The organism is Pseudomonas sp. 31-12, from assembly GCF_003151075.1.
Lineage (GTDB): Bacteria > Pseudomonadota > Gammaproteobacteria > Pseudomonadales > Pseudomonadaceae > Aquipseudomonas.
On record NZ_CP029482.1, the window covers coordinates 4,341,397 to 4,355,650 of the forward strand.

Consider the following 14,254-nt stretch of genomic DNA (forward strand, 5'->3'; position numbering starts at 1 on the left):
CTGCGAAGCAGTCGCAAAACCTGAACGCACGGTCTATCTGATGCACCGCGTTGTTTGAATTCACGACTGCTTCGCAGCCGAACGCAGCCTCGCGCTGCTCGGCAGCTGCTACACCGCCACGGTGAATGCAGTCCTTGGCAGAATGAAGTCCGTAAGATTCTTCGTTTGTCGGCGTTGCAGAAGGCTGCGATCTTTTCCCACATCCTTCTCGTTACCGCGCCAGGAATTTTTTTCATGAACCACCCAAGCTTCGTCAGCCCTGACCTGATCCGCCAACGCTTCTCTAAAGCGATGTCCGACATGTACCGCGAAGAAGTGCCGCTGTACGGCGCGCTGATGAACCTGGTGGAGGAGACCAACCGCCATGTGCTGGACAGCGATCCGCAGGTGGCCCGTCAACTGAACAGCACCGGCGAAATCGAGCGGCTGGGCCTGGAGCGCCACGGCGCGATCCGCGTCGGCACTGCGGGAGAACTGGCCACCCTCGCCCGGCTGTTCGCGGTGATGGGCATGCAACCCGTGGGCTATTACGACCTGACCCCGGCGGGCGTGCCGGTGCACTCCACCGCGTTTCGCGCCGTGCACGAAGCCGCCTTGCAAGTCAGCCCGTTCCGGGTCTTCACCTCACTGCTGCGCCTGGAACTGATCGAAGACCTGGAACTGCGTGCCTTCGCCCAGTCGATGCTGGATAAACGCCAGATCTTCACCCCGACCGCCCTTGCACTGATCGACCGCGCCAAAACCGAGGGCGGTCTGACCGAACAAGAGGCCCAGAACTTCGTCGAACAGGCGCTGGAAACCTTTCGCTGGCACCACAGCGCCACCGTCACCGCCGAGCAGTACCAGAAACTCAGCGCGCAGCATCGCCTGATCGCCGACGTGGTGGCGTTCAAAGGCCCGCACATCAATCACCTGACACCGCGCACCCTGGACATCGACATCGTCCAGGCGCAGATGCCCGCCCACGGCATCACGCCCAAAGCCGTCATCGAAGGACCACCCCGCCGCCAGTGCCCGATCCTGCTGCGCCAGACCAGTTTCAAGGCGCTGGACGAACCGATCGCCTTCACCGATCAAGCCGAGACTCGTGGCAGCCACAGCGCGCGATTCGGTGAAATCGAGCAGCGTGGCGCCGCGCTCACTCCAAAAGGCCGGGCGCTTTATGACCGTTTGCTCAACGCTGCCCGCGATGAACTGAAGGACTTTCCCAACGAGGCCAATGCCGCACGCTACAACGCGCTGATGACGCAGCACTTTGCAGAGTTCCCTGACACGTATGAAGGCATGCGCCAACAGGAACTGGCGTACTTTCGTTATTTCGTCACGGAAAAAGGCCTGGAGGCGGATGAGCTGAAATCGTTGTCGCTAGACGATTTGCTCAGCGGCGGGTACTTGCGGGTCGAACCGTTGGTCTATGAAGATTTTCTGCCGGTCAGTGCGGCGGGGATTTTCCAGTCGAACCTGGGGGATGCGGCGCAGGTGAATTATGGCGTGCATTCGAACCAGCAGGCCTTTGAACAGGCGCTGGGGCGGCCGACCATTGATGAATTGGGCTTGTATGCCGAGACGCAGCGGCGTTCGATCGAACAGTGTTTTGCCGCGTTGACTCCCGCTATCTAAGGCGCGACACGGACCTGTAGCAGCTGGCGAAGCCTGCGTTCGGCTGCGAAGCAGTCGTAAACCGGTAAACGCGGTTTATCTGACAAACCGTAGCGCCTGATTTCACGACTGCTTCGCAGCCGAACGCAGGCTTCGCCAGCTGCTACAGGTCCGGTGTTTAGGCTAGTTTTGCCAACAACGCCTCAGCCGCAGCCTCGGACGACGCCGGGTTCTGGCCGGTGATCAGCAGGCCATCGGTGAGCACATAACTGGCCCAATCCGCGCCCTTGGAATACTCACCGCCCTTCTCCTTCAGCATGTCCTCCACCAGAAACGGCACGACCTTCGTCAGTTGCACCGCCTCTTCCTCAGAATTGGTGAAACCCGTGACTCGCTTGCCTTTGACCAATGGCTGGCCATCCGCACCTTTGACATCACGCAACACACCCGGCGCATGGCAGACCGCCGCGACCGGTTTGCCCGCCTTGATGAACGCTTCGATCAGCGAGATCGAATAGCTGTCTCCGGCCAAGTCCCACAGTGGACCGTGACCGCCGGGATAAAACACGGCGTCGTAATCCTCGGGTCTGACGGTGCTCAATACAGCCGTCGAAGCCAATGCGGACTGCGCCGCGGAATCTTTGCGAAAGCGATCAGTGGCAGCCGTCTGCGCGTCCGGCTCGTCGCTTTTCGGGTCCAGCGGCGGCTGACCACCCTTGGGCGAGACCAGGGTCAGTTGAGCGCCGGCGTCCTTGAACGCAAAGTACGGTGCGGCGAATTCTTCCAGCCAGAAGCCGGTTTTCTTACCCGTATCACCCAATTGATCGTGGGACGTTAAAACCATCAGGATTTTCATGTCGTTCTCACTCCACTTCCAGGTTGTTCGGACGCTCGACGGCGCTGTTTTTATGGACCACCCAGCCCGTCGATTCGTTGCACCGGATGCCACATGCCTTTCAGTGATGGCGCAAAGCCTTGCTGCGCAAGAACTTGCGCACCCCTTGTGTCGAATGGCCCTCACGAGGCGCTGATCGCCCAGCCTGCCAGGCCTTCCAGTCGAGTGCGCAAGAAGTTGCGCAGTGGTGCGCAAGTTCTTGCGCACATTCCTTCGTATTGCTGATTGGCTATCTTTTAAAGGTTCTACAAACAACCGCAAACAACTGATTTACATAGCTTTATCCATCTCTGGCACGGACCTTGATAACAGTCATGCACCCACCGGGCGATACCGCCTCCCGGGCACTCTTACTTTATTCAGCAAGGAGCACATCCATGGCTACTCCAGCGTACATGTCCGTCACTGGCGAAAAACAAGGTCTGATCACCGCCGGCGCATTCACAGCCGACTCGGTTGGCAACACATACCAGGAAGGTCACGAAGACCAGGTCATGGTTCAGGCTTTCAACCACGACGTAATCATCCCGCGTGACCCGCAGTCCGGCCAACCGACCGGTCAGCGCGTACACAAACCAGTCGTGATAACCAAGGTCTACGACAAGTCTTCGCCACTGCTGCAAGCGGCTCTGACTTCCGGCGAGCGCATGAGCGAAATCGTTATCCAGTGGTTCCGTACTTCTGCTCAGGGTACCCAAGAGCACTACTACACCACCAAACTGGAAGACGCGATCATCGTCGCCATCAACAACAAAATGCACAACTGCCAGGATCCGTCGAACTCCCACTTCACGCACCTGGAAGAAGTGCAATTCACCTACCGCAAAATCACTTGGACCCACGAAGTATCCGGTACTTCGGGTTCCGATGACTGGCGTCAGCCGGTCGCCTAAGTCAGGCCGACCGTCACAAGCATCGGCCAGCTCTGCTGGTCGATGTTGTTTCCGCCCTTCCAGAATTTCGCGTCCGTTGACCCGGTTTCCGGGTGTCAGCGCATGCCGCAGCACTGCACGAGGAACAAGGGATGTTCGCGCCGGCCAATCAAACCCACTTTGCCCTGACCATCGAAGGTCTTTCCAGCGACTTTCAGGTCTTTTCCCTGCAAGGCCGGGAAGCCATCAGCCAGCCTTTTGTGTTTGAGGTGGAGCTGGTCAGTGAACAGCCGTCCCTGGACCTCGAGCCCCTGCTGCACAAACCGGCCTTCTTGCAGCTCTCGCCTGACGGCAGCGGCATCCATGGCCAGATCTATCGCGCCGCCCAGGGTGATTCCGGCAAACGCCTGACCCGCTACGCGGTGACCCTGCGCCCGCAACTGTCCTACCTCGCGCACCGCATCAACCAACGCATCTTCCAGAACCTCAGCGTGCCGAAAATCATCGGCATGGTCCTCGAAGAGCACGGCATCCAAAGCAATGCCTATGAATTCAAAGTCGGGGCGATCTATCCCGAGCGCATTTACTGCGTTCAGTACGATGAGTCGGACCTGCAATTCATCCAGCGCCTGTGCGAGGAGGAAGGTATCCACTACCACTTCCAGCACAGCGCCACGGCCCACAAACTGGTGTTCGGCGATGACCAGACGGTGTTCCCGAAACTCGCACCCGTGGCCTACCAGCAAGACTCCGGCATGGTCGCCAACAACCCGGTGATCAAGCGCTTCGACCTGCGCCTGGAAACCCGCACCAGCCGCACCACCCGCCGCGACTACGACTTCGAAAAGCCGCGCCTCACCCTCGAAAGCGAAAACCGCGGCGACGCCCTGCCCGACCTCGAAGACTACGACTACCCCGGTCGCTTCATCGACCGCGAGCGCGGCAAACACCTGGCCAAGCGCAACCTGGAACGCCACCGCAGCGACTTTCAGCTGGCCGAAGGCAAAAGCGATCAGCCGTTGCTGGTCAGCGGCCATTTCCTGGCCCTGACCCAACACCCGAAAGCCAAATGGAACGACCTGTGGCTGCTGACCGAAGTCCTGCACGAAGGCAAACAACCGCAGGTGCTGGAAGAGTCGGTCACCAGCGACACCACCCGCCTCAAGGGCGATTTCCACCAGGGTTACCGCAACCGCTTCCAGGCCACGCCGTGGGACGTGCCGAACCGCCCGCCGCTGACGCAAAAGAAGCCGCGCATCCTCGGTAGCCAAAGCGCCGTGGTCACCGGCCCCAAAGGTGAAGAGATCCACTGCGACCAGTACGGCCGCGTCAAAGTGCAATTCCACTGGGACCGCGAAGGCCAGGCCGACGACAAGACCAGCTGCTGGCTGCGCGTCTCCTCCGCCTGGGCCGGCGCCCACTACGGCGGCATCGCCATCCCGCGGATCGGCATGGAAGTGCTCGTCACCTTCCTCGAAGGCGACCCCGACCAACCGTTGATCAGCGGCTGCCTGTACCACAAGGAAAACGTCGTCCCGTACCCGCTGCCAGCGAACAAAACCCGCAGCACCTTCAAAACCCTCAGCTCCAAGGGCGGTGGCGGCTTCAACGAACTGCGCATCGAAGACAAAAAAGGCCAGGAACAAATCTTCCTGCACGCCCAGCGCGACTGGGACGAAAACGTCGAACACGACCAGAAAATCCGCGTCGGCAACGAACGCCACGACACCGTCGAGCAAAACAGCTACAGCGAATTCAAGGCCGAAGAACACCACACCGTCTACGCCGACCGCAAAGTCGAGGCCCGGGCCAACGACCACCTGACCGTAGGCGTGAACCAGCACATCAAGATTGGCACCGGGCAGTTCATTGATGCCGGCCAGGAAATCCACCTGAGCAGCGGCATGAAAGTCGTGTTGGAAGCCGGCAGTGAACTGACCCTGATCGGCGGTGGCAGCTTCATCAAGATCGACGCCAGCGGCGTGACCATGAGCGGGCCGGTGATCAATATGAACTCCGGGGGTGGACCGGGTAGCGGGACGGGGGCGGCGCCGTTGTTGCCGGGGGTGTTGAAGCAGGCGGATGCGGATAAGCCAGGTATGCCTATCGAGGCATTGGTAAAACAGAACATGGTGTTCAGGCAGACACCGTCGGGGGTTTGTGAAGTCTGCGAGGCAGCAAAAGCAGCACAAGAGGTGCAGAAATGACCAACAGCAATGGCCGCTATGGATTTCTGCTGATGGATGGTGCGCATTTGGAAGATGCTGTGGCTTGGCTCTATCAAAAATACCCAAGCCACCAGCCGATGCCCCTGCTGCTCGGAACGCCTTACGAACCCATTGCCGAAGCTGGGCCCATACTGCTCGACGCCCCGATGGGTAGTCCCGCTTATCAAGCGTGGTCGCATGCGGACGGAAACCTGAGTAACGGGATATGGCTGCAAACTCAGCAATCGGCTAGCCAAGTATTCAATACGTTACAACGGCGCATCCGAATCTACTCACCGGATCGACGAGAATTTTGGCTGCGCTTGGGTGATGCAACGCCGATGCGTCAAGCGTGGCTTGCAGGCGCGGTCTGGCCAATCGGGTTTTGGCATGGGATTGATTGCGTGTGGGTCAATCATGAAGGCAGTGCAAAACGTGCGTGGGCTAATGAAACACCCAAGGAAGATTGTGCCCCCATCGATAGCGGCATCAACGCGCAGATCGTTTTAACCTGGCCGTTGCTTGAGGCATTGGCTTCTGACACCGATACATCACAGGAAGTCGTGTAATGACCCAACCTGCGCCTGCAAAACCAGAATTCAAACCGGCCGGCTGCCCATTACTCACCGCCGTGATACCACTACGTTACGCCATTGGCCCAACGCCCAGCCTTGATGTCAGCGCAATGAATTTGCCGCCGCTCAACGGCAACTTTCCCGAGCTGGGTGACAAGAACGCGGTTACTCGTGGCAAGCCACTGAATTATGTCGCGCGCTTCCTCCGCAACGGTTTCCTCTACGTATGGCAAACCTCCCCGGCAAAGCTCGTCGAGTTCACTGTCGAAAATACGACGCTGCAAGAAACCGTGCGCGGCGGAAAAGTCATCGATAAGAGTAAAAAACCTTATTTGATGCTGCCAGCTGGGACACCGGCGATGCTCGCTTGGTCGCCAACGCAGTGGACCGATCAACAGTTCGCGGCTGCTAAATCAAAAGCCAGCACCCGCACGCGGGTGATGCGTGCGTTTACACCTGGCGCCGCCCCCGCCAGCGGTAAAGCAGAGGGCATCTACGACTTCATTGGCGATTACAAAGAGCCGGAAGGTTTTCAATGGAGTTGTGAGTCCTCTACCAAAAATGCACCCAAATGGCAGCCAACATTGGAGTCGATGAAACGCTGTGAGCAGCAAGCATATGTCATTGCTGATGATGCGTGGGGTGTCTGGCACGACCTGGCTTTGCTAATCCGGACACAGCAAAAAACTTTTGAGGATCTGCGTAAAAAAAGTGCTGAAGACTGGGCCATTGCTGGAACTCTAAAATCAATGGGAGAAAATGATCCAAAGCTCAAACAACTGCTACCCGGTGCAACTCGTTATTCAGAATTGCAAAAAATCTGGACACAGCAAGAATCTGCGGAAAAGCAATTTACCACTGATATAAGACGTCACTCCATACTCTGGGACGACTGGTTCAAAACAAGACGCAGCAAAGGTCCTTCCTCGCTAGATACCGCGGCTGGTCATTACGACATTACTAATCCTGCAAAGCGTGTCGAGCTTGAATTGAACTTTGCATCCGCCTGCTTAGGAGCATCTATTTGCAGCGTCAGCGCTAAATCTATAGGGGAAGCGCTAGACCCTCAAAAGGAGACAACGGGTAGTCCCTGGTTGCTTTGGGCATTGCTAGGATTGGGTCAGCGACTTGGCATTGGAGAAGTGAAATCACTTGTCGATGTATCGGATGGCATAAGAGATAACACCGCCAACATTGGCAAGGTCGCGGCAAGCATGGGCAGAGCACTGGATCTGTCGGCGATGATTAACAATGTGGCGAACAAACTGACGCTTCGAAATCCCGCTCCCGCGACAGAGGCCCTTTTTGTTTCATTGGCACCTGTCGCAGGAATCGAACTGCATAACAATTCCAAACCTCCGAGCAGCGTAGCCAAACTCTTTATGGGAGCAGTTTTAGGCCGAAGCGGTCAGCGAATGGAAACTGCTCAAGTAACGAATAAGCAGATTGGCGAGTGGTTGAGCGACCTGATGGAAACCCGTCCAGCGAAGCCAATCGGCAAACTGAATTTAACGCCAGTAGCGTCTGCCATTCAGGATGCTCTACCCTTTTTTATTTTGGTACCAGCAGCGTCAACCACCACTGGTGGAAGTAAGCTTCCATCCATTTCCGGATTGGTCAACCCGGAAACCAATCTAAAAAGTCTCCTTGATCTGAGTAAGGATGGACTAAACAAGGCACCTGTAAAGTGTGTTGTGGCACTAATGGCTGGTATCAATTTTGGCTGGAGCATAGCAGCGCTTGCCAAAGAACAAACAGCGAAAAACTACATCAGCTTCGCTGGATCTATCGTTGGATCTGGCGCAGCTCTGACCGCAGTCTGGCAACGGGTAGCTGAGGTAAATTGGGAGTCCATTGTGGCGTCAACTGGCAAAGAATCTGTCAGTTCACGCGTGGCTTTGACCAAAGTTATGGGATTGGCTGCGAACGCGGCAATTTTGCAATCAATTGTGTCTGGCCTTGATGTGATCGTATACGGAATCGAAGCTTTGGATGCGTTTCGATCGGGGGATTTTGATACAGCCGGCATCAACGCTGGACTTGGTGTGGCCTCTGGTGCAAATCTTGCGGTGTATGTTCAGACCTTCAGGGCTGTCCGCGCCGCGAGAGCGGCCGTGATCCTAGGTGAAGCAGCGGCAGTTGGTGGCGCTGTAAGCCGAGGCCCCCATCTAGCTCTCACAGCACTTGGGATATCAATTTTAATAATAGGAGGGTTGTGGGCACGTCTTTATACCCAAGACACTCCGTTAGAAAAGTGGATTAAGGGTACAAAATACGGATCAAGTCCTGCAGAATGGTCAAAAAGTTATGAAGAATCCATGTTGGAACTTTACAAAGTCATTTTCCCTATTAGCTTCGACGCTTATCGGCTGAACGAGCTGAATCCGTATAGGGGTATGGTTGAAAGCACCTATTTAATCCTCCGATTGCCTGGTAAAAACACGCTTACCGATGACATGATAATCTTCGAAGGGGAAGAGGTTTGGGGAGGGATTTTCGGCTATGGAGGAAAGCGTGAAAAAGTCAAATGGACCGGAAATAGTTTCGACCGACACGAAGGTACACGTGTAAAAACAGAAGCTGGTGTCGCAACGTACAGACGCGTTTACCATACGGATCAAGAAGGTAGAGCATTGAATAGCATTAGCGGCAAACTGTCCTACTCACCGATGGAGGGGATGACCTTACCCTCCATCGAAATTAAGGATATAGCATGGCTTTGAAAGATATCATTCAAGAAGCGCGTACCAAATATGGCGAAGCGTCCAGTGTCGTTCTGACGGCAAATGAGCCCACCGGGCAAGCTCCGATGGAGCTCTTTATTACAGATGAACATACAGAAAACTATTTATCACTAAAAACCAGCTCCGATACTGATCGTGGTCTGATCACTGGGTTGATGGCCCTAGGAGCTGTTCCTTGCCTACTCATGGCTATTTGGTTTTTTTCTACAGGAAAAATTGAGGGCGGAGTAAACGGCCTTTTAGTTGGTATGCCGATGCTTCTGATTCCATTTTTCTGGGAAATTCTCCGCCCACTCCCTCTACCGGTATTATTTAACCGACGCACTAAAGAGATTTATTTCGACAATAACGGCGAACTATTTCACTCACCATGGAATGTAGCCCAAGCTGTTGCTTGCGAGTTTCAGATGATCGGCCCTTATACAGCAGGAATAAACAATGCATCTCTTGAAGTGGTCGTCCAACAATTCGACAATCCTCAAAATATGCTCATGGTTAGTCTTGGCAGCCCCACAGGAAAAACACTCGACATGCAAAAAGGATTTTGGGAGTACATCCGATCCTACATGAATAACGGGCCTTGGTTTGACAAAACCGGTACTCACAGCCAGTCTGACGCCTTCGTTAAAAGCCAGCTAGAAGCAAATTTAAAGCAATCTGAATTTCTAAAACACACACGTCAGACTATTGCTGAAAAAAGATCCGCCTCCGCAGGAAGAAACTACCTTAGCGGTATTGATTTTGTAATGCTTTTAGCAAACTTATTCTTTTATCCTTCAAGTCGCATTCAAGATTTCACCTACAGCATTGCCAAACGTAGGTCCCGTAATCGCTGGCCGAAAATCGTACTTGAGCGTTTACAGTCAGATGGGCCAACTACGAAACTGACTGATATTGAGAAGAGGAAATAAAAATTAAGCGACGCTCTGTAGTTATCCGACTTTTCGATTGACTTTGCATGCCATCCAAACCTGAACAGCAGGTCGAACTTGACTTCAGAGATCATCGCCCCATAGCGGGAGATACTCGTCGCTTTGCCATAGGTGAAGCATTATTCCTCTCCCCGCTTCCGATACCAACGGGCAATGCCCCCATGGATTTGGGCGGAAGCTTTGTTGAGGTAAATGACACATTCCTCGACGTAGGCAGTAGTAATTTCGGCAAGGCTTTCCAAGCTAGGGCAATGATTGGGCTCGGTATGATGTTCATTTTCTCATGCCTCATTGTTCTGCCTTTGCTTGCAGGATCTACTACCTGGGGAAACCCATTTTCCGAGTCCTTTTGGGACAGAACAGCAGGCATGTTCCATTTCGGTGTGACCTTTAGTATTTGGGGAGGAGGAATAGCGGCGCTCTTGGGTACTTACGTTATCTTGAGCACTACCAGAGCGAAGTCGCGCACCCGTCCTATTAGATTCAACCGCCAACGTAGTGAAGTCTGTTTCTTTCCCGAAGGTTCTGACGTCCCCGTCATTCAACCATGGGAAGAGACAGTATCTTGGCTTTCAATCAGTACAGGTGTTACTGGAGTAGGAGTAACAAGCGCCTATACATTTGGTATGGCGTTCGACGATTCCAAAGCTGACGTAGTGCATTTTGTGAGACAAGGCGTGATGACTTCTGCTCATGCCTTGGGTAAGTGGGAAGCCATACGGATCTATATGGAAAAAGGTCCAGCGTTCTGCCCTGGCAAAGCACCCTACGAGGGTCGCCACACTTTCGATCAAGAACGACAGGACATGCACGAGGAATACCAGCACAACGAACGTTCCGCTTTAGGAGTTGGTTGGTGGTACCTGACACACCTGATCACTTGGTGGCGCTTTCCATACTGGGTGGCGGAGTGGGACCATCGTTTCAGTATGAAGTCTCTACCTGATTCCATTGCCGAGTGGTCCAAACCTCTTCCGTCTGAACAATGGGCCAAGCCAAGCCCAGCGCTTAAAGAGCAAAGCTCGAAAATCGAAAAAGCCTTTGCTCAAGGGCAGGATTTTATGACGTACTTCAAGGTAAACCTAAACGAAAGCAAGGCAGAAGAATCAACAAATAGCTGAGCTATATAACTGCCAAAAATCAGGTGGCCCGATAACCGTTAGATCAAGTCTGAACTTTTACAAAAAACTGGAAAACGCGATCATCGTGGACATCAAGGATTACATGCACAACTTCCAGGATCCGTCGAACTCGCACTTCACTCACCTGGAAGAAGTGCAATTCACCTACCGCAAAATCACCTGGACCCACGAAGTATCCGGTACTTCGGGTTCCGATGACTGGCGTATGCCGGTCGCCTAAGTCAGGCTGACCGTCACAAGCATCGGCCAGCTCTGCTGGTCGATGTTGTTTCCGCCCTTCCAGAATTTCGCGTCCGTTGACCCGGTTTCCGGGTGTCAGCGCATGCCGCAGCACTGCACGAGGAACAAGGGATGTTCGCGCCGGCCAATCAAACCCACTTTGCCCTGACCATCGAAGGTCTTTCCAGCGACTTTCAGGTCTTTTCCCTGCAAGGCCGGGAAGCCATCAGCCAGCCTTTTGTGTTTGAGGTGGAGCTGGTCAGTGAACAGCCGTCCCTGGACCTCGAGCCCCTGCTGCACAAACCGGCCTTCTTGCAGCTCTCGCCTGACGGCAGCGGCATCCATGGCCAGATCTATCGCGCCGCCCAGGGTGATTCCGGCAAACGCCTGACCCGCTACGCGGTGACCCTGCGCCCGCAACTGTCCTACCTCGCGCACCGCATCAACCAACGCATCTTCCAGAACCTCAGCGTGCCGAAAATCATCGGCATGGTCCTCGAAGAGCACGGCATCCAAAGCAATGCCTATGAATTCAAAGTCGGGGCGATCTATCCCGAGCGCATTTACTGCGTTCAGTACGATGAGTCGGACCTGCAATTCATCCAGCGCCTGTGCGAGGAGGAAGGTATCCACTACCACTTCCAGCACAGCGCCACGGCCCACAAACTGGTGTTCGGCGATGACCAGACGGTGTTCCCGAAACTCGCACCCGTGGCCTACCAGCAAGACTCCGGCATGGTCGCCAACAACCCGGTGATCAAGCGCTTCGACCTGCGCCTGGAAACCCGCACCAGCCGCACCACCCGCCGCGACTACGACTTCGAAAAGCCGCGCCTCACCCTCGAAAGCGAAAACCGCGGCGACGCCCTGCCCGACCTCGAAGACTACGACTACCCCGGTCGCTTCATCGACCGCGAGCGCGGCAAACACCTGGCCAAGCGCAACCTGGAACGCCACCGCAGCGACTTTCAGCTGGCCGAAGGCAAAAGCGATCAACCGTTGCTGGTCAGCGGCCACTTCCTGGGCCTGACCCAACACCCGAAAGCCAAATGGAACGACCTGTGGCTGCTGACCGAAGTCCTACATGAAGGCAAACAACCGCAGGTGCTGGAAGAGTCGGTGACCAGCGACACCACCCGCCTCAAGGGCGATTTCCACCAGGGTTACCGCAACCGCTTCCAGGCCACGCCATGGGACGTGCCGAACCGCCCGCCGCTGACGCAAAAGAAGCCCCGCATCCTCGGCAGCCAAAGCGCCGTGGTCACCGGACCTAAAGGTGAAGAGATCCACTGCGACCAGTACGGCCGCGTCAAAGTGCAATTCCACTGGGACCGCGAAGGCCAGGCCGACGACAAGACCAGCTGCTGGCTGCGCGTCTCCTCCGCCTGGGCCGGCGCCCACTACGGCGGCATCGCCATCCCGCGGATCGGCATGGAAGTGCTCGTCACCTTCCTCGAAGGCGACCCCGACCAACCGTTGATCAGCGGCTGCCTGTACCACAAGGAAAACGTCGTCCCGTACCCGCTGCCAGCGAACAAAACCCGCAGCACCTTCAAAACCCTCAGCTCCAAGGGCGGTGGCGGCTTCAACGAACTGCGCATCGAAGACAAAAAAGGCCAGGAACAAATCTTCCTGCACGCCCAGCGCGACTGGGACGAAAACGTCGAACACGACCAGAAAATCCGCGTCGGCAACGAACGCCACGACACCGTCGAGCAAAACAGCTACAGCGAATTCAAGGCCGAAGAACACCACACCGTCTACGCCGACCGCAAAGTCGAGGCCCGGGCCAACGACCACCTGACCGTAGGCGTGAACCAGCACATCAAGATTGGCACCGGGCAGTTCATTGATGCCGGCCAGGAAATCCACCTGAGCAGCGGCATGAAAGTCGTGTTGGAAGCCGGCAGTGAACTGACCCTGATCGGCGGTGGCAGCTTCATCAAGATCGACGCCAGCGGCGTGACCATGAGTGGGCCGGTGATCAACATGAACTCCGGAGGTGGGCCGGGTAGCGGGACGGGGGCGGCGCCGTTGTTGCCGGGGGTGTTGAAGCAGGCGGATGCGGATAAGGCTGGGCAATTGTTGGTGCCGGCACAGCGGCAAGCGTTGATGCAGAAGAAGCCGATCTGCGCGATCTGCGAGAAGGCCAAACTGGAGGCGCAAAATGCTTAAGTCCGATTGGCCCCTGGAAAATGGGCTGCCCCAAGGATTGCCGTGGAATGGCGCGGTCGGTTTGCTGCTGGATGGCGTCAGCGTCGAAAAACTGCCCCAGCACCTTTATCAATGGTCGGACGATCCGGTGTTCGAGCCCCTCTATCTCGGCACCCAATGGGCTGCATTGGGCGACGTTTCGCCGTGCCTGGTTCAGATAAAAGCGCAGAACAATCCCATCCTCGCGAAATTTCTGGCTGAGCCCCGCCAGGAATGGGGCTACCTGGTGTTCAGCGATCAACCCTGGGCACAAATGGTCGAGCACTTCCGCTGGCTGACCAGCGTCATGCACCCTCAGGGTGAAGAAGTCCTGCTGCGCGTCGCCGACCCTGCCGTAACCCACGCATTGCTCAGCCACGCCGAGAGCATCAAGGACCCTACCCTGTTCGGCCCTTGCTCGCAGATCGTCGCCGCCGACGCGGCGCTGGGCTGCTGGCACATCAACCAGCGACCGGGCAAAGCCTCCCAGCCCAACCACAGCAAACGCTACCGCTTGAGCGACGAGCAACTCAGCCAACTGGACGAAGTGAATTTCCGAAGCATCGTCCTGCGCCTCGACCAACACATGCACGAATACTTTCCGACCTATCAGGCACAATCGACGCCGTTGCAGCGCTGGGAACATCTGCACGCAATGGCATCGACCTCGTATGATCGCGGCTTCAACACCGAACTCGACATCACACTTTATGCCAACATTCACGGGTTTCTCGGTGAGCGAGCGCTGGAGGAACATCCAGATCTGGATGCAATACTGAAGACCCCTTCGGAACAAACGCCCGCTCAGCGACTCGAACGGGTCGCTGATATGGCCCAGGAACGGGCCACATGACCGGATTGAGAGCGCTCCAATGA

The 14,254-nt window shown here is 55.9% G+C and carries 10 protein-coding genes and 1 pseudogene; 10 read left to right on the forward strand and 1 reads right to left on the reverse strand.

Annotated elements, in window-relative coordinates; genetic code table 11:
- Window positions 1-234 precede the first annotated feature (234 nt).
- A complete protein-coding gene (locus tag DJ564_RS20560; protein WP_109632853.1) occupies window positions 235-1,620 on the forward strand; it encodes a VOC family protein in 1,386 nt (461 codons plus the stop codon).
- 157 nt (window positions 1,621-1,777) lie between these two features.
- On the opposite strand, the gene DJ564_RS20565 is transcribed toward DJ564_RS20560, so the two are convergent.
- The gene (locus DJ564_RS20565) at window positions 1,778-2,455 is read right to left on the reverse strand and encodes a type 1 glutamine amidotransferase domain-containing protein (RefSeq protein ID WP_109632854.1); all 678 of its coding nucleotides are present in this window, start codon (window positions 2,453-2,455) and stop codon (window positions 1,778-1,780) included.
- A 416-nt stretch (window positions 2,456-2,871) separates the two neighbouring features.
- On the opposite strand from DJ564_RS20565, the gene DJ564_RS20570 reads away from it, so the two are divergent.
- From DJ564_RS20570 to DJ564_RS20610, 9 genes and pseudogenes are all read left to right on the forward strand, one after another.
- On the forward strand, window positions 2,872-3,387 hold the full coding sequence (locus tag DJ564_RS20570; protein WP_017338154.1) for an Hcp family type VI secretion system effector: 516 nt from the start codon (window positions 2,872-2,874) through the stop codon (window positions 3,385-3,387).
- Window positions 3,388-3,518: 131 nt separating this feature from the next.
- The gene (gene tssI, locus DJ564_RS20575; protein ID WP_109632856.1) at window positions 3,519-5,573 is read left to right on the forward strand and encodes a type VI secretion system tip protein VgrG; all 2,055 of its coding nucleotides are present in this window, start codon (window positions 3,519-3,521) and stop codon (window positions 5,571-5,573) included.
- Window positions 5,570-6,142 carry a DUF4123 domain-containing protein gene (locus tag DJ564_RS20580; protein WP_256597440.1) on the forward strand — a complete coding sequence of 191 codons (573 nt, stop codon included), beginning with the start codon at window positions 5,570-5,572 and terminating at the stop codon, window positions 6,140-6,142. The genes tssI (DJ564_RS20575) and DJ564_RS20580 overlap by 4 nt, the downstream gene beginning before the upstream one ends.
- Complete coding sequence (locus DJ564_RS20585) at window positions 6,142-8,871, forward strand: toxin VasX (protein WP_109632858.1); 2,730 nt, start codon at window positions 6,142-6,144, stop codon at window positions 8,869-8,871. The genes DJ564_RS20580 and DJ564_RS20585 overlap by 1 nt, the downstream gene beginning before the upstream one ends.
- Window positions 8,862-9,803: a hypothetical protein gene (locus DJ564_RS20590; RefSeq protein ID WP_109632860.1), complete on the forward strand. Its 942-nt coding sequence runs from the start codon at window positions 8,862-8,864 to the stop codon at window positions 9,801-9,803. The genes DJ564_RS20585 and DJ564_RS20590 overlap by 10 nt, the downstream gene beginning before the upstream one ends.
- A gap of 47 nt (window positions 9,804-9,850) precedes the next feature.
- Window positions 9,851-10,945 (forward strand): DUF6708 domain-containing protein, encoded by a 1,095-nt coding sequence (locus tag DJ564_RS20595; RefSeq protein ID WP_371921947.1) that lies wholly within the window; start codon window positions 9,851-9,853, stop codon window positions 10,943-10,945.
- 67 nt (window positions 10,946-11,012) lie between these two features.
- Window positions 11,013-11,186, forward strand: a pseudogene (locus DJ564_RS20600) (type VI secretion system tube protein Hcp); the annotation flags it as partial.
- Window positions 11,187-11,317: 131 nt separating this feature from the next.
- Window positions 11,318-13,360 carry a type VI secretion system tip protein VgrG gene (gene tssI, locus DJ564_RS20605; RefSeq protein ID WP_109632863.1) on the forward strand — a complete coding sequence of 681 codons (2,043 nt, stop codon included), beginning with the start codon at window positions 11,318-11,320 and terminating at the stop codon, window positions 13,358-13,360.
- Window positions 13,353-14,231, forward strand: a complete 879-nt coding sequence (locus DJ564_RS20610) for a DUF4123 domain-containing protein (RefSeq protein WP_109632865.1) — start codon at window positions 13,353-13,355, stop codon at window positions 14,229-14,231. Before tssI (DJ564_RS20605) ends, DJ564_RS20610 begins: the two co-directional genes overlap by 8 nt.
- Window positions 14,232-14,254: the final 23 nt, after the last annotated feature.

Coding starts and splice junctions, on each gene's coding strand:
- DJ564_RS20560 (WP_109632853.1), top strand. CDS start 235: ATGAACCACCCAAGCTTCGTCAGCCCTGACCTGATCCGCCAACGCTTC.
- DJ564_RS20565 (WP_109632854.1), bottom strand. CDS start 2,455: ATGAAAATCCTGATGGTTTTAACGTCCCACGATCAATTGGGTGATACG.
- DJ564_RS20570 (WP_017338154.1), top strand. CDS start 2,872: ATGGCTACTCCAGCGTACATGTCCGTCACTGGCGAAAAACAAGGTCTG.
- tssI (WP_109632856.1), top strand. CDS start 3,519: ATGTTCGCGCCGGCCAATCAAACCCACTTTGCCCTGACCATCGAAGGT.
- DJ564_RS20580 (WP_256597440.1), top strand. CDS start 5,570: ATGACCAACAGCAATGGCCGCTATGGATTTCTGCTGATGGATGGTGCG.
- DJ564_RS20585 (WP_109632858.1), top strand. CDS start 6,142: ATGACCCAACCTGCGCCTGCAAAACCAGAATTCAAACCGGCCGGCTGC.
- DJ564_RS20590 (WP_109632860.1), top strand. CDS start 8,862: ATGGCTTTGAAAGATATCATTCAAGAAGCGCGTACCAAATATGGCGAA.
- DJ564_RS20595 (WP_371921947.1), top strand. CDS start 9,851: ATGCCATCCAAACCTGAACAGCAGGTCGAACTTGACTTCAGAGATCAT.
- tssI (WP_109632863.1), top strand. CDS start 11,318: ATGTTCGCGCCGGCCAATCAAACCCACTTTGCCCTGACCATCGAAGGT.
- DJ564_RS20610 (WP_109632865.1), top strand. CDS start 13,353: ATGCTTAAGTCCGATTGGCCCCTGGAAAATGGGCTGCCCCAAGGATTG.